We start from the raw sequence: 14,641 nt of genomic DNA, 5'->3' as shown, positions 1-14,641 counted from the left end.
CGATTAGGTAGTTTTACCCTAGGAACGCCCACACCGGAAAAGCCCCCACGGTTTCCCACCGAATTGTTCGGAGGCGGCTTGGCCGTCAGTCTAGCCCGATCGGAATGCGCACAAAAGGCGAGACTCAGTGCCGAACGAAACGCCCTTCGAAGTCGCGGTGGCGGCGGCGGCAATCTTTGCCGTAGCTGTGCTGCACACGTTTTCGACGCGGTCGTTCGAACGCATGGCGCATATTCAACCTCGCCATGCCGGGCTTTGGCATCTGCTCGCGGAAGTCGAGGTGGTATTCGGGTTTTGGGCGGCGGTTCTGATTGCCTTCATGGTCGTGCAGATGGGCAGGACTGGCGCGCTCGCCTATCTTGAAAGCCGCAATTTTACAGAGCCGGCGTTTGTCTTCGTGGTTATGGTCATTGCCGCGAGCCGACCGATCATCCAGATGGCGGCGGCGCTGCTTCGCCTCGTCTCGCACCTGATTCCCCTGTCGCAACCCGCGGCCTACTACCTCTCGCTGCTTTCGGTAGGCCCATTGCTCGGCTCCTTTATCACGGAACCTGCCGCAATGACGCTGACGGCGCTACTGCTCCGCGACCGGTATTTTGCTGGCGGAGCGCCGAGAAAGTTCATGTACGCCACGGTCGGAGTCCTCTTTGTCAATGTGTCCATCGGGGGCACGCTGACGCCCTACGCCGCGCCTCCCGTGCTCATGGTTGCAGAGCAGTGGGGCTTTGACCTTCCATTCATGTTGCAGACGTTCGGATGGAAGGCGGCACTCGCAGTGGTAGTCAATGCAGCAGGCGCCACGTTTCTGTTCCGACACCATCTGCGGAAGCTCGCAGTGTCGCCAGCGTCGCTCGCAAAGCTGGATGTCCCGGCCTGGAGTTCCGGAGTTCATCTCGCCTTTCTCGGCACGGTGGTTGCCTTCAATCACCACCCGATCGTGTTTCTCGCGCTCTTCATGTTCTTTCTCGGCTTTGCCGAGGCGTACAAGCGCTATCAGTCGCCGCTCATTCTGCGGGAAGGCCTGCTAGTTGCGTTTTTTCTGGCCGGCTTGGTGGTGATCGGCGGTCAGCAGAAATGGTGGTTGCAACCGCTTCTCAGTAACATGGGGCCCACCATGCTGTTCACGGGCGCCACCCTGCTGACTGCAGTAACTGACAACGCAGCCCTGACATATCTTGGTTCACTCGTGGACGGCGTCTCCGACGAATTCAAATACTCTCTGGTTGCGGGAGCGGTGACGGGCGGTGGGCTCACGGTAATTGCAAACGCACCGAATCCTGCGGGATTCGCGATCCTCAAGAACAGCTTCGAAGACGGGACGATCAGCGCGGGCGGCCTTGCCTTGGCTGCGCTCGTTCCAACCCTCGTCGCCGCTGCGGCGTTTCAGCTGCTTCCGTGAACTCTAGACGGAGATGTGCATGACAAACCAGGCCATGACAACAACTGCACCCGGCGGCATCGGGCCTGAGGTCGCCAGTTCGGCAACAAGAGGCATGCGCTTTCTCGCCGTCGTCGATGGCAGCGAACGCACCAATCGCATTATCGATTTCGTGGCCGCCATAGCCCAAGGCAAGGACGATATGGAGGCCATCATTTTGAACGTGCAGGATCGACATTATGAGGCTCGTCTGCGCGGCTATCAGAGCTTCAAGAAAGACGAAATCGAGGACCGTCTGATCAACGATGTCGGATTGCCTATCGTAAATGCTGTGAGCAAACGATTGGGCAAGGTGGGCGTGGTTTGCCTGCCGAAGGTTAAAATTGGCGATCCGCTGCCGATAATTCTACGTTGTGCGGCCGAAGACAAGTGCGACGTTATCGTCCTGGCAGATCCGCAACCGCAGTACGTGAGGCGCTGGGTCCGCGCCATGGGCTTGCCGCTTTTATCTTCCCTGATATCGCGCGTCATCACAGCCGCCGTGGTACCGGTTGTGATCGTGAAATAGAAGTCCACACTCGCCGGGTTAACAGGGCTCAGCACGACGTCACTGTCCAACTAGCCGTATCGTCGTGATTCCATGTTATTGTCTTTGGTAATGCGGACGCTCGCTGCGCTACAGAGCTCCCAAGTGCCGGCTAAGCTGTCCGCGTTGGGAGTAGACCCGATTCCCATGACGCCATCGGAGTTGGACGCCTATGTCCGAAAGGAAATCGCGGTCAACGCTGCGCTGGTCAAAACCACTGGCCGCAAGGCTGATTGAGGGGGATAACGACGACCGCGCATCGGAAGCATACTTGACCAAACGCGAAAGAGAGGCTGCGTATCGCTTCGACGATGGAGTTGCCTACGAGCGCTTCGTGGCCCGCTGGAGCCGTCGCGCAGGCAAGGTGTTCCTCGACTGGATTGCGCCGTCTCCGGTGCTGGCTCGACGTTGGTTGCGGCACTGGCAGCTTCACTGAACTGATCGTCGAGACGTGCTCGCCTGCGTCCGTCTTTGCGATAGATCAAGAGCGGGCACAGATCGATCACGCAAGGAATTGGCCTATGGCTAGCCGAGCCCATTTCAGGGTCGGAGATGCGCAGGCGTAACCCGCGCCTGCGCCGGCGCGATCAAGCGACCGCTCAAGCCACTTTTGCCGCGCGGCAGGAAGTAGGCGGCTGTGTGGTGAGGTCGTGAAGCGGTCGCTGCCGCGGTAGGAGCCAGCTCCTGGAAGAGCGTGGCACCGCCGAGCGGCCACCAGCGGGGCCGCGCATCCTTCGAGGCGCGCAAGAGCGCGCACCTCCAGCGACAGCGGCGAAGCCGTTGCGCAGGGATGACGGTTGACAGGCCGGGGCTGCCGATATGCGGCTATCGGAATTCGTTGGTCAACTCGCCGATGCCGTCGATGGCCGAGCGCACCGTCTCAGTTCTTCAGCACGATCCGCCCGACGACCTTGCCGGCGCGCAGTTCGTCGATCCATTTCTGGACGTCGGCCATCGGCTCTTCCTTCATCGGCGTCGGCTTGATCTTGCCGGCGCGGGCGAGCGCCATCAATTCCTTGGCTTCGGCAAGCGTGCCGACCATAAAACCTTCGACGGTCATGCGCTTGTAGACCCATTGCACCATCGGCAGGCTGAAATTGCCGCCCATCAGGCCGGAGACCACGATCTTGCCGCCGCGCGCGACTGTCGCAACGGCGAACGCCATCGATTTCTCATTGCCGGCAAAATCGACGACGCCGTCGAAGCCGCCCTCGGTCTCCTTGAGAATGCGCCTGATGACCTCGGGCTCGGCCGGATCGTAGGCGACCGCAGCGCCGTTCTTGAGCGCGGTCTCGCGCGCGGCAGGAGAGAGATCGGCGACCGTCATGTTCTGCTTGAACATCGCCTGCGCGAACGAGAGCCCCATCATGCCGACGCCGCCGAGCCCGATCAGCAGGAGATTGCGCTGTCGCGGGCGGTCGACCAGCCGCTTCAGTGCGCCATAGGCGGTTACGCCTGAACACATCAGCGTTGCCGCCTGGTTGACCGGCAGCGGATCGTAATCCAGCAGATATTTCGCGTCGGGCACCAGCACGTGGGTGGCGAAGCCGCCATCTATGGAGACGCCGAGGAAGCGCTGCTTGGCGCAGAGATTTTCATCGCCATTGGCGCAGTCGCGGCACTGGCCGCAGCCGATCCAGGGGAATACCGCCTGCTTCTTTCCGATCAGCTCCTTCGAAACATCGGGACCGACTTCATCGACGACGCCGGCGATCTCGTGCCCGAGCGTGAACGGCAGCGTCATGCCGCGCGTGGTGTCGAGCCGCTTGCCGCCGCCGAGATCGGCGTAGCCGTCCTGGATGTGCAGGTCCGAATGGCAGAGCCCGCAACGCTCGATCCGGACGAGGACTTCGCGTCCTTGCGGCTTCGGCGTGTCGACGATGGTTTCGCACAACGGCGCATCAAACTTGACCAGCGACTGGCGACGCATCAGCGCCATGGCAATACCTCCTTGAACAAGCGTTTCTTCAGGGCGTTTGGGTTTTTATGTTTCGTATATCGGCCAATTCGCGGGCCATGGCAACAAAGCCCGAGATCGGGATGGTCTCGGCGCGCCTTGTCGCGTCGATATGTGCGGCGGCGGCGAGCCGGGCCGGATCGACCGAGAGTGATTTCAGGCTCTGCCGCAGCATCTTTCGGCGCTGGCCAAAAGCCGCGGCCGCCACCTGTTCGAGGGCGCGGCGGTCGCAGCTTTCAGGGGCGCTGCGCGGCGCCAGCCGCACCACCGAGGAGGTCACCTTGGGCTGCGGTACGAACGCGGCGGGAGAAATGTCGAACAGGATTTTTGTCTCTGTGCGCCAGTTGGCGAGCACTGCGAGCCGGCCATAGGCCTCGTCGTTCTCGTTGGCGACGATCCGCTCGGCGACCTCGCGCTGAAACATCAGCACCATCATATCGTACCAGGGCGGCCATGGCTCGATCGAGAGCCAGTCCACCAGCAGCGCGGTTGCGATGTTGTAGGGCAGGTTGGCGACGATTTTTGCCTGTTCGCCGCCGAGCATTGGGCGGGGATCGAAGCGTTGCGCGTCGGCGTGCACGATCTCGAGCCGGCCGGGATAGCGCTTGGCGATATAGTCGAGCGGGGCCAGCGCGCGCTCGTCGCGCTCGACCGCGATGACGCGTTTGGCGCCGAGCGCGAGCAGCGCGCGCGTCAAGCCGCCGGGGCCGGGCCCGACCTCGATCACGGTGGAGCCTTCGAGCGGGCCGGCGGCGCGTGCGATCCGTGCGGTGAGGTTGAGGTCGAGCAGAAAATTCTGGCCGAGCGATTTGCGGGCCGACAGGGAATGTTCGCGGATGACTTCGCGCAGCGGCGGCAGATCGTCGATCGCGTTCATGCAGGCTTTGTCGCCGCCATGCGCGCGGCGAGCCGCAGCGCCGCGGCGAGACTCGACGGGTTGGCCTTGCCAGTGCCGGCGATGTCGAAGGCGGTGCCGTGGTCCGGCGAGGTGCGGATGAACGGCAATCCGAGCGTGACGTTGACGGCGTCGTCGAACGCAATGGTCTTGATCGGGATCAGCGCCTGGTCGTGATACATGCAGATCGCGCAGTCGTAGCTCTTGCGTGCCGCGGCGTGGAACATGGTGTCCGCGGGCAATGGGCCCTCGGCGTCGATGCCGTCCTTGCGCAGCGCTTCAACGGCGGGCGCGACGATATCGATGTCTTCGTTGCCGAGCGAGCCGTCTTCGCCGGCATGCGGATTGAGGCCGGACACCGCGAGACGCGGACGGGCAAGGCCGAAATGCGCTTTCAGATCGGCAACTGCAATCCGGGCGGTGGTCACGATCAGCTCGGTCGATAGCTGGGCCAGCGCCTCGCGCAGCGAAAGATGGATGGTCACGGGAACGACGGCGAGCGCCGGCGACCACAACATCATCACCGGCTGCGGCGCGCTCCCGCCATCGGCGGCAAGCTCGGCGAGAAACTCGGTGTGGCCGGGATGGCGAAATCCGGCGCGGTAGAGCACGCTCTTGGCGATCGGGTTGGTGACGACGGCGCCGGCGCGTCCGGTCCTGACATGATCGACCGCCCAGCGAATCGAAGCAAGCGCCGCGGTCGCGCTGGTCTGGTCGGGGTGTCCGGGGCGTGCGGTTGCGATTTCGCCGGTTGCGACCACGGGCAGGGCTTTCGCAAATGCCGCGCTCGCTCCTTCAGGGGTGGCGTCGGCGAGTTCGACGGACAATCCCAAGATCTTCGCCCGCTCGGCGAAGAAGGCGCGATCGCCGAGCAGATAAAACGGCGGGAGGTCGAATTCGCCGCGCCGCAGCCAGGCGGCGAGGGCGATATCGGGGCCGATGCCGGCAGGTTCGCCGGATGTTAGCGCGAGCGCCTTGGCTGGAGCCTCGGACTTCGAATCCTTGGACTTGGGATCCCTGGCCATCAACGATATTCGATCATCGCGGCTTTGCGGATGTCGGCCAGGTAAGCCTTCGACTTTGCCTCGTACTTCTGCGCGTACATCTTTTCCCGGATTTCCCGCTTCTTCGGCGTGTCGATCTTGGTCGGCTTGCGGTCGCACAACGCCACCATCTCGACGCCCTGTTTGGTGATCTCGGGCGGGGTCAGATGACCGATCGGCGTCTTGTCCAGGAGTTCGCGAAGCGGGCCGGGAATGTCGGCCGAAGTCTTGGTGACGATGTCGCGGATCGCGGCATTCTGCATCGACTTGAAGTAGGAATTGGCCTGCTCGCAGGTCTGGACACGCTCACGCAAGGAATCCGCTTCCTTGCGCCGCAAGTCGATCGCGCTTTGCGCCGAACCGCGCGGCACGATCAGCACGATCGGCTGCAGCTTGTATTCGAACGCATCCGTTTGGGTCGGTTCGCCGCCTTGCTGGGCGGCGGCGGCAACGTCTTTCTCGCCGACCTGCAGGCTCTCCTTGAAACGGCCGCGCACCAGACTGCCCCAGACCATTTCGGCCTTGAGGCGGGCTTTGAGCGTTTCCGGCCGGACGCCCTGGCTCTCCAGGGATTTGGTCAATTGTTCAGGCGACAGACGCATCCGCTGGCTCATGCCCGCAAAGGCCTGATCCATATCGCTCGCCGACGGGTCGACACCGAACCGTTTGGCTTCCTTGATTTTCACCTTTTCGTTGATCAGTTCCTCGATGATCTCCTGCCGCGGCATCTGCTTCCGCGTGGTCAGGAAATTGAGCTTGGTGCGCTGCTCGATATCGAGACTGGTGATGGGCTCGCCGTTGACCATCACCACCACGGACTGCGCTTGCAGCGGTGAAGCGCCGCCGGCCAGCACGGCAAGCGCGACGGCGGCGCCGGCGATCAGGGACCAACATCGGCGAGAAAGGAACGTCATGGTCGTCATGGTCATGTCAGCCGTATCAACCAATTCGTACCGCGTAGCGCGCTGGGTACTGTCCGGCAAGCTCGGGCCTCACGTTACTGAATGCCGCTGCTGCCGGCCGACGAGGACGAATTCGCAATGGTCCGCAGGCCGATCTGCAGCATGAAAGCATGGTTGAGCACCGGCGGCGTCGTCCCGGCGGAGTAGGTATAGGAGGTGACGTAGTTGGCAGCCAGCACGAAGCAATCGTCCACATAGCCGGCGCCGATGATGTACTGGTTCAGCTTGTTGGCTTCAAGATCCCAGCGTGCGGCTCCCGACACCACCCAGTTCGACGCCACCTTGATGGAAGCGCTGCCGAGCAAGCCTTCGCGCCTGGTCAGGTACCCGAGTTCCGGCTGGGCAGCATAGTTGCCGTACATCATGCTGACCGACCAGCGGTCAAACGAGGCGCGTCCTTCGGCTTCGAAGCGATTGACGTTCATCGTCGCTTCATCCATGCGCGAGCGCACGCTGAACGTATAGGTCCGGTTCGGCGAGTAATTGACGCGGGCGACGTAGTCGGAGCGGGTGTTCTGCAGCCCGGAATTGAGCGCGGTGTTGGTCACGTCCGCCACCGCGAACGAATTCAGGCCGAACAACTGGTAGGATTGGCCGAACAGCACATTGACGCTGCCGCCGCGATCGAACTGCGTGGTTGCCTGCACGCCAACATTGGCGCGGCCGCCGCCCTCGACGCGGTCGTAGCCGGAGAACTTGTCGATCGCGAACAGGTTGCTGGCGTCGAACACCATGCTCTGCGCGTCTTCGTTCGGCAGTTTGCCGGCGTAGGTTTCGTTCGGACGAAGGATGATCTGCGCGATCGGCTCGACCGTGGTGGTGCCCCAGGGCTGAACGTTGATGAAGGGGTAGCGATATTCGAGGCCGACGGTCGGCATCAGGCGGACGGCCTGGGTGTCGCCGACCGGCAAGAAATTCGAAACGCCGGGCTGGTTCGAAATCGAGGCGTCGATCGCGTCGGCGCGCAGAATCGCAAACGGCGTCCAGATCTGACCGATCGGATCGGTGTACGAGCGCCGCCACTGCGCTTCGGCGGTCAGCCGCGTGTAGGTGCCGGGCATGCCGCGCAGCAGGCACTGCGAGGGGATTCGGGCCAGCGGATCGGCCGATGCTGTGAGGCACAGGCCGTTGGTGTTGGCCAGCGTCGTGATCGGATCGAAGGCCGCGGTCGTGCGCGACAGGCTGGTGAAGTTCGTCTTGTAGTTGACCTCGCCGCCGAGAATCGGGTGATTGAAGACGTTGGAATAGTCGATCACCGGATGGATCACCGGCACCTTGTCCTGGCTGCCGGAATAGGAGAGGTAATAGATCGTGCGCGCATCGAAGAAGCTGCGATTGCCAACACCGGTCAGATAGAGCTGCGAAATCGCTTCCGTCGGCAGGCTCAGGAACGAGCCCAGCGGATCCTTGTATTGGGCCAGCCGGTAGTCCGAGAAGAAGTAATAGTCCGACAGCAGGACACCGTCCCAACCCCAGACCCATTTGTCGTTCAGCGCGAACTGGCCCTTGGTGTCGACGCCGCCGCGGAATTGGCGGTCGCCGGGCTGACCGGTGAACGCGCTGCGGTCGAGCTGATCGATGCCGTAGGCGCGGATCTGATACGAGCCGTTGATCAGGCGCTGGCGGAATTCGCCCTGGAGCAGCACGCCTTGCCGCGTCGTGAAGCGCGGGTTGAAGGTCGCATCATAGTCCGGCGCGATCGCCCAGTAGAACGGGGTTTCGACACCGTAGCCGTAGGTCGAAACCGTGCTGTAGGCCGGCATCAGGAAGCCGGTCTTGCGCTTGACGGTCGGATCGGGCGTCGAGAAATACGGCAGATACGCCATCGGCACGCCGAAGAATTCGAGCTGCGCGTTTTCGAAGTACAGCATCTTGTCGGTCTGGTCGTGGATGATGCGGGCACCCTTGACCTGCCACAGCGGCGGCTTCTTCGGATTGTCCTTGCACGGCGCGCAGGCGGTATAGACGCCGTTTTCGAACACGGTGTAATTGCCGGCGGAACGGTCGGCGCGCGTCGCCGCCATACGCGTGTCATCGGCGGTATCGACGCGCAGCGAGTCGACGAAACCGTCACGGTAGTCGTCGCTCAGATCCATGATGTTGGCGTAGGTGACTTTGCCTTCCGCATCGGTCAGGCGGATGTTGCCTTCCGCATGCAGCCGCTTGGTCTTCTGGTCGTAAATGACCTTGTCGGCCTCCACGCTGGTGCCGTTGTAGAACATCTGCACGTTGCCGACCGCCGACACGCGCTGGTTGTTGTAGTCATAGTCCACCTCGACCGCTTGCACGAGCATCTTGCCGTCATTGTTGACGGGGCGCGGCGACGGCTTGGGCGGGCGCGGATTGTACGTAAAGCTTTGCGCCGCGGCCGGTACCGTCAGGGCAAGCTCGATCGTGCCGCCGAAAACCAGCCCGGCGAGCAGGGCAAACATGGGGGCGCCAACGGCGGCCAAGCGGGCTCGATAGCGGCGCACGGTGGTGCACCGCCTGAACGCAGGCGACCTCAACTGGCGGGCGGCGACAACGGCCACTACCCGTCCTCCTGGTACAACAAGGCCAAAAAGCCGGTGAGGCCACCCACACAGACGGGCAACCACGCCGCAGCGATGGGATGCATCAACTCAGCCTTGCTCAAATCCTCAGTAACTTTCGATAGAACGTAGAGCAGAAAGCCTGCGCCCACGCCACTTAAAACCATCTTTTGCACGCCGCCCATCCGGAAGAAGCGAAGGCTGACGGAAGCCGCCAACATCACCATTGCAGCCAGCAAAAACGGCTGTGCGATGAGCTTATGATACTGCAGACGGTAGCCTGCGGTCGCGAAGCCGGAGCTTTCGGAAGAGCGGATATAGCCGGGCAGTTGCCAAAAAGACACGGTTTCGGGGGTGGAGAAACTGTTACGCACCTGGGCCGGGGTCAGGGTGGTCGAGAGGTAATAGCTCTCCTGATCAACCGCGGGTTTATCTAGGGAGTATCGTCGTACCGATTTGAAGGCCCAGCGACCTTCCTCAAGGGAGGCCTCGCGCGCTTCGATTCGCTCCTTGAACTGCAGATCGGTATCGAACCGGAACACGGTCAGTCCCGTCAGCCGGACACCCTGCTGCTCGCTGCGCGCCGCATTGATGATCGACTGACCGTCGCTGTTGATCTGGTTGAGCCAGAAGCCGGATGCATCCTGAATGCCGCCGCCGGGCGCCGAGCCGAACAGTTCGGCCTCCATCCGCTTGGATAATTCGCGCAGGTTCGCCGACATTGGGTTATAGGCAACCGTCGCCAGGGTGCCCAAGATGATCGAGCTTGCCAGCGCCGGCGAGATGAACTGCCAGGCGGATACGCCGGCCGCACGCGCGACCACCAGCTCCAGCCGCCGCGATAGCGCGAGATAGCAGGTCATCGCGCCGATCAGGACGCAGAACGGCATCAGCTTTTCGAGCAGTTGCGGTACCCGGTACAGCGATGTCTGCGCCACCGTAATTGCGGATGCCGATACGAGGCCTGAGGTCTTGCGGACCATTTCGATGTAGTCGACCAACACGAGCAGCACGAAAATGCTCGCAAACACGCCCACCGCCGAGACCAGGAAGCGGCCGGCAAAGTATCGCCCGAGCGTGTTGGTCATCATGCTCATGCGGTGGCGGGCCGTCCGAAGAGCCGCGCAAGCCGCGCATTCGACCTGTTGACGGCCTCCACCAGTGCAGCCGGCGGTTCCACCACGACGCCGCCGACGATCATCCACAGCCCGACGCCGATTGCGCCGAACAGCATCGAATACTGCACGAGAGCCATCATTGGCGTCTTCACCGTCATCACAGAGCAGGCGAACCCCGCCATGCGGAGGCCAAACACCGCCAGGATAGACCCACCGATCGAAAAATTGCGGCTCTGGCGCGTGGTGCGCGGCGTGCCGAGGAAAGCAAAGGTCAGGACAGCAAAGGCGAAGGGATAGACCGGCGCCAGGAAGCGATCATGCAACTCGGCGAGAAACTGTCCGGACAATTGGTTGAAAATCGGATCGTCTTCCGAGGGCGAGATCAGTTCCCAGAGGTAGCGTTCGCGAATCCCCAGTGCGACGTCGCGGCCGCGATTGGAGAATTTCGACATGTCGAAGGCGTAACGAACGAACGCCACAAAGGCCGGATCGCGCTTTCCCGCCTCGAAACGTTCGAGGTTGCCGTCCTCCAGCACCAGATAGGAGCCGCTCTCGTTCTTCAACACCGTGCCGTGATCGGCAATGATGGTGACGCGCTCCTTGGGATCGCGACGGTCATCGACGAAAATGCCGGCGAGCACGCCGCCTGGCTGCCGTTCGCGGATGCGAATCGTCAGGTTCTGGTCGAGCTGGGCGAAACGGCCGGGCTGCAGGATATTGGTCAGCACGTCGGCCGTGATCTCGGCGTCCCATTGCTTGATCCGGCGCATGCCGTCGGGGGCGAGATAGGAGCCGATGAACGCAACCATCAGCGCCACCACGCAGGTCGCGTAGAAAAACGGGCGGAACAGCCGGAATGGCGAGAAGCCGGCGGCGTTCATCACGATGATTTCAGAATCGGTGGCGAGCTTGTTCAGCGTGTGGGAGATCGCGATCATCAACGCGATCGGGGCGATGATCAAAATCAGCGCCGGGATGACCAGGCTGGTGATGCCGAGAAAGGTGATGATGGTCTGGCCTTGGCTGGTCATCAGGTCGATGCCGCGCAACGCCTGCGTAATCCAGATCACGCCGGTGAGGCTGACCAGGACCAGCGCAAACGACGCGAGCGTCGTGCGGAAAATGTACCTGTCGATCGACCCCATTGTTACCGCGCGATCCCACCTTGCACGCCCAAAGGGCAGCTCCGACCAATCCCTCTTTGAGGGTTCCCCATTGGTCGGGCCGCCAATCGTCATCCGCTTGTATTCTCACTACCATCCCCTTGATCCGTCAACAAAATGGCCGGGCCGTGGCGTCCCCTCGATACGGTTAATAATTCGCCTCATGTGGCGTTCCCGCCACTGCGGAGCTTGGCAGTGGTGCGGCTGACAGGCCATAGTGCCGAAAACATCAGGTCCCGAGCGATTTGGGCCGTTACCGAAGAGAACATTCCATAATGCGGACCGAATCCGGCCCCGCAAGACAGCCCTGATTCTGGAGGATTTACTCATGACCGACGCCGTCAAGGTCGGCTTTGTCGCTTTTTCCGCTCCCCCGCGCGGCGTTCTCGTGGTGTTTTGCGACGACGCACTGAAGTTCGGCGAGGTGACGCGGAAAGCGCTGGGGAAGGCGGCCGATACCGTCAAGCGGGCGGCGGCTGCCAACCAGTTCAAGGGCAAAAGCGGATCGACGCTCGATATTCCGGCGCCGGATGGAATCAAGGCGGAGCGCCTGATCGTCGTCGGCGTCGGCAAGGCGGCCGACATCAAGGAGAAGGATTTTCTCAAGTTCGGCGGGGTGACGGCGGGCAAGCTCAACGCCGCCAGCGAAGCGGTCACCGTGATCGCCGAACTGCCTGAGGGGGCCATGCAGCCCGATTCGGCCGCCGCGCTCGCGTCGGGCCTCCGGCTGCGTGCGTATAAATTCGACCGCTACAAGACCAAGAAGAAGGACGGCGAGAACGGCGCGCTTCGCGCCGACGTTTCGATTGCCGTTGCGGACGTCGCCGCCGCGCGAAAAGCGCTTGCGCCCGCGTCCCATGTCGTCGACGGCGTGATCATCGCGCGCGAACTCGTCAACGAGCCGCCGAACGTCTTGTACCCGGTAGAATTCGCGCGTCGCGCGAGCCAGCTCAAGAAGCTCGGCGTCGATGTCGAGGTGCTCGACGTCAAGGCGATGAAGAAGCTCGGCATGGGTGCCTTGCTCGGTGTCGCACAGGGTTCGACCCAGCCCGGCCGCACCGTGATCATGCGCTGGAACGGCGGCAAGAAAGGCGATCAGCCGGTCGCTTTCGTCGGCAAGGGCGTCTGCTTCGATACTGGCGGTATCTCCATCAAGGGCGCCGCCAGCATGGAGGACATGAAGGGCGACATGGGAGGCGCGGCCTGCGTGGTCGGGCTGATGCATGCACTGGCGGCGCGCAAGGCGAAGGTCAACGCGGTCGGCGCCATCGGCCTGGTCGAGAACATGCCCGATGGTAACGCGCAGCGCCCCGGCGATATCGTCACCTCGATGTCGGGGCAGACCATCGAGATCATCAACACCGACGCCGAAGGCCGGCTGGTGCTGGCCGACGTGCTCTGGTACGTGGCGAAGAAGTTCAAACCCAAATTCATGGTCGATCTCGCAACACTCACCGGCGCGATCATGGTTGCGCTGGGTACGGAATATTCAGGCATGTTCTCCAACAACGACGAGTTGGCGGAGCGGTTGACCCGAATCGGAAACGAAACCGGCGAGCGCGTCTGGCGCATGCCGCTCGGTCCCGAATACGACAAGCTGATCGATTCGCAGTTTGCCGACATGAAGAACACCGGCGGTCGCCACGGCGGCTCGATCACCGCCGCCCAGTTCCTGCAGCGGTTTGTCGACAACACGCCTTGGGCGCATCTCGATGTCGCGGGCACCGCGATGGGCGCGCCGAAAACCGACATCAATCACAGTTGGGGATCCGGCTACGGCGTTCGCCTGCTGGACCGGCTGGTCGCGGAATATTACGAAGCCACGAAGTAATTTGGTCGCATCCGGATGACGGAAGTCCTGTTCTACCATTTGCAGGCCATGTCGCTCGAAAGCGTATTGCCGCCGCTCTTGGAAAAATCGCTCGAGCGAGGCTGGCGCGCGGTCGTGCAATCGACTTCGCCGGAGCGCACCGAGGCGCTCGATGCACATTTGTGGACCTACAGCGACGATTCGTTCCTGCCGCACGCCACATGGCGCGCCGGCGATGCCCAGGACCAGCCCATCATTCTCTCGATAGAGGAGAGCAATCCGAACCGCGCCAATGTCAGGTTCCTGATCGACAACGCGGCGTTGCCGGCCGACTGCGACAGCTACGAACGGGTGGTGCTGGTCTTCAACGGAGACGATGCCGACGCGCTGACCGCGGCGCGCAGCGCCTGGGCCGATTGCAAGGCGCGGGGTTTCGAGGTGACTTATTGGCAGCCCGATGAGCGGGGGCGCTGGCAACGGCGGCAATAGAGATGCGTGGAAACTAGCGATCCTTGGAATCAGCGATCCTTGGGAATTAATGATAATCTGAGGTTTCTGCGCCGGACCTTGCGGGTAGCCATGGTCGTGCCGCAAAGTGATGGTCGGACAAATGCTTACAGCAAGGGGTAGGAGCCTGGGTTTAGCGTGCGACGCGGAACAATCGATCGAAAGCCACTGCTGATTTTGTTGCTGCTCGGACCTGCGCTTGCGGGCTGCTCGGGTGCATCAGACCTGCTGTCGAAGGATGCGGACTGGTTTTCGCGCTCCGGACGCGTGTTCATCCGAAACGTCTCGATCGAAACGCCGCCGCTCACCCCGACCAAACCAGTGACGCCGGATGAACTCGTCAGTGCCGACGGCGCTTGTCCCGGGATGGCAGGGCCGGGCACCGACGCCAATGCGCTGGCAAATGGCGCTGCCGGCAGCCCGCCTCCATCGACCACGGGAACAGTTGCGCTGGGTCATACCGAATGCGACGTCGTGCGTGGGATCGGTGCGCCCGACAATGTCAGCCTTTCCAACAACCCGCGTGGTGACCGCGTGGCAGTCGTCAGCTACTCGCGCGGCCAGCGGGCCGGCATCTACACCTTCACCGCCGGACGCCTGACGTCGATCGAGCGTGCACCCGAGCCGGTGGCGCCGGCAAGGGGCGCCAAGCCGAAGAAGAAGCCGGCTGCGTAGTTTGCAGGCGTCGGCC

The 14,641-nt window shown here is 62.5% G+C and carries 14 protein-coding genes; 7 read left to right on the top strand and 7 right to left on the bottom strand.

The window, feature by feature from the left end; genetic code table 11:
- The first annotated feature begins 127 nt into the window (after positions 1 to 127).
- The 4 genes from HCN58_RS14035 (at position 128) to HCN58_RS35760 (ending at position 2,530) form a co-directional block, all read left to right on the top strand.
- Complete coding sequence (locus HCN58_RS14035) at positions 128 to 1,399, top strand: putative Na+/H+ antiporter (RefSeq protein WP_210265990.1); 1,272 nt, start codon at positions 128 to 130, stop codon at positions 1,397 to 1,399.
- Between the two features lie 19 nt (positions 1,400 to 1,418).
- Positions 1,419 to 1,946 (top strand): universal stress protein, encoded by a 528-nt coding sequence (locus HCN58_RS14030; RefSeq protein ID WP_171579954.1) that lies wholly within the window; start codon positions 1,419 to 1,421, stop codon positions 1,944 to 1,946.
- Between the two features lie 190 nt (positions 1,947 to 2,136).
- Positions 2,137 to 2,400, top strand: a complete 264-nt coding sequence (locus tag HCN58_RS14025) for a hypothetical protein (RefSeq protein ID WP_235983669.1) — start codon at positions 2,137 to 2,139, stop codon at positions 2,398 to 2,400.
- A complete protein-coding gene (locus HCN58_RS35760) occupies positions 2,282 to 2,530 on the top strand; it encodes a class I SAM-dependent methyltransferase (protein WP_235983654.1) in 249 nt (82 codons plus the stop codon). Before HCN58_RS14025 ends, HCN58_RS35760 begins: the two co-directional genes overlap by 119 nt.
- A gap of 314 nt (positions 2,531 to 2,844) precedes the next feature.
- On the opposite strand, the gene HCN58_RS14020 is transcribed toward HCN58_RS35760, so the two are convergent.
- From HCN58_RS14020 to lptF, 7 genes are all read right to left on the bottom strand, one after another.
- Positions 2,845 to 3,903 (bottom strand): alcohol dehydrogenase, encoded by a 1,059-nt coding sequence (locus tag HCN58_RS14020; protein ID WP_171579953.1) that lies wholly within the window; start codon positions 3,901 to 3,903, stop codon positions 2,845 to 2,847.
- Positions 3,904 to 3,931: 28 nt separating this feature from the next.
- On the bottom strand, positions 3,932 to 4,798 hold the full coding sequence (gene rsmA, locus HCN58_RS14015) for a 16S rRNA (adenine(1518)-N(6)/adenine(1519)-N(6))-dimethyltransferase RsmA (protein ID WP_171579952.1): 867 nt from the start codon (positions 4,796 to 4,798) through the stop codon (positions 3,932 to 3,934).
- Entirely contained in the window at positions 4,795 to 5,841 is a 1,047-nt protein-coding gene (gene pdxA, locus HCN58_RS14010) for a 4-hydroxythreonine-4-phosphate dehydrogenase PdxA (protein ID WP_171579951.1), read from the bottom strand. The genes rsmA and pdxA overlap by 4 nt, the downstream gene beginning before the upstream one ends.
- The gene (locus tag HCN58_RS14005) at positions 5,841 to 6,782 is read right to left on the bottom strand and encodes a SurA N-terminal domain-containing protein (protein WP_171580375.1); all 942 of its coding nucleotides are present in this window, start codon (positions 6,780 to 6,782) and stop codon (positions 5,841 to 5,843) included. Before HCN58_RS14005 ends, pdxA begins: the two co-directional genes overlap by 1 nt.
- A 74-nt stretch (positions 6,783 to 6,856) precedes the next feature.
- Positions 6,857 to 9,253 carry an LPS-assembly protein LptD gene (locus tag HCN58_RS14000; protein ID WP_171579950.1) on the bottom strand — a complete coding sequence of 799 codons (2,397 nt, stop codon included), beginning with the start codon at positions 9,251 to 9,253 and terminating at the stop codon, positions 6,857 to 6,859.
- A 98-nt stretch (positions 9,254 to 9,351) separates the two neighbouring features.
- Positions 9,352 to 10,449 carry an LPS export ABC transporter permease LptG gene (gene lptG / locus HCN58_RS13995; protein WP_171580374.1) on the bottom strand — a complete coding sequence of 366 codons (1,098 nt, stop codon included), beginning with the start codon at positions 10,447 to 10,449 and terminating at the stop codon, positions 9,352 to 9,354.
- Positions 10,446 to 11,615, bottom strand: coding sequence for an LPS export ABC transporter permease LptF (gene lptF / locus HCN58_RS13990; protein WP_171579949.1), 1,170 nt, complete (start codon positions 11,613 to 11,615; stop codon positions 10,446 to 10,448). Before lptF ends, lptG begins: the two co-directional genes overlap by 4 nt.
- 346 nt (positions 11,616 to 11,961) lie before the next feature.
- On the opposite strand from lptF, the gene HCN58_RS13985 reads away from it, so the two are divergent.
- The 3 genes from HCN58_RS13985 (at position 11,962) to HCN58_RS13975 (ending at position 14,625) form a co-directional block, all read left to right on the top strand.
- Positions 11,962 to 13,464, top strand: a complete 1,503-nt coding sequence (locus tag HCN58_RS13985) for a leucyl aminopeptidase (protein ID WP_171579948.1) — start codon at positions 11,962 to 11,964, stop codon at positions 13,462 to 13,464.
- A gap of 15 nt (positions 13,465 to 13,479) precedes the next feature.
- Entirely contained in the window at positions 13,480 to 13,932 is a 453-nt protein-coding gene (locus HCN58_RS13980) for a DNA polymerase III subunit chi (protein ID WP_171579947.1), read from the top strand.
- A 156-nt stretch (positions 13,933 to 14,088) separates the two neighbouring features.
- On the top strand, positions 14,089 to 14,625 hold the full coding sequence (locus HCN58_RS13975; RefSeq protein WP_311966812.1) for a hypothetical protein: 537 nt from the start codon (positions 14,089 to 14,091) through the stop codon (positions 14,623 to 14,625).
- Positions 14,626 to 14,641: the final 16 nt, after the last annotated feature.

Origin of the sequence: Bradyrhizobium australiense (assembly GCF_013114825.1) — a bacterium.
Lineage (GTDB): Bacteria > Pseudomonadota > Alphaproteobacteria > Rhizobiales > Xanthobacteraceae > Bradyrhizobium > Bradyrhizobium australiense.
This window is presented reverse-complemented; position numbering and strand designations above follow the sequence as displayed.

Bases quoted from the DNA above. Each gene is read 5' to 3' on its own strand.
- HCN58_RS14020 (WP_171579953.1), bottom strand. From the start codon at position 3,903: ATGGCGCTGATGCGTCGCCAGTCGCTGGTCAAGTTTGATGCGCCGTTG.
- HCN58_RS14030 (WP_171579954.1), top strand. From the start codon at position 1,419: ATGACAAACCAGGCCATGACAACAACTGCACCCGGCGGCATCGGGCCT.
- HCN58_RS14025 (WP_235983669.1), top strand. From the start codon at position 2,137: ATGTCCGAAAGGAAATCGCGGTCAACGCTGCGCTGGTCAAAACCACTG.
- HCN58_RS13985 (WP_171579948.1), top strand. From the start codon at position 11,962: ATGACCGACGCCGTCAAGGTCGGCTTTGTCGCTTTTTCCGCTCCCCCG.
- HCN58_RS14000 (WP_171579950.1), bottom strand. From the start codon at position 9,253: ATGTTTGCCCTGCTCGCCGGGCTGGTTTTCGGCGGCACGATCGAGCTT.
- pdxA (WP_171579951.1), bottom strand. From the start codon at position 5,841: ATGGCCAGGGATCCCAAGTCCAAGGATTCGAAGTCCGAGGCTCCAGCC.
- lptG (WP_171580374.1), bottom strand. From the start codon at position 10,449: ATGAGCATGATGACCAACACGCTCGGGCGATACTTTGCCGGCCGCTTC.
- HCN58_RS14005 (WP_171580375.1), bottom strand. From the start codon at position 6,782: ATGACGACCATGACGTTCCTTTCTCGCCGATGTTGGTCCCTGATCGCC.
- HCN58_RS13980 (WP_171579947.1), top strand. From the start codon at position 13,480: ATGACGGAAGTCCTGTTCTACCATTTGCAGGCCATGTCGCTCGAAAGC.
- rsmA (WP_171579952.1), bottom strand. From the start codon at position 4,798: ATGAACGCGATCGACGATCTGCCGCCGCTGCGCGAAGTCATCCGCGAA.
- lptF (WP_171579949.1), bottom strand. From the start codon at position 11,615: ATGGGGTCGATCGACAGGTACATTTTCCGCACGACGCTCGCGTCGTTT.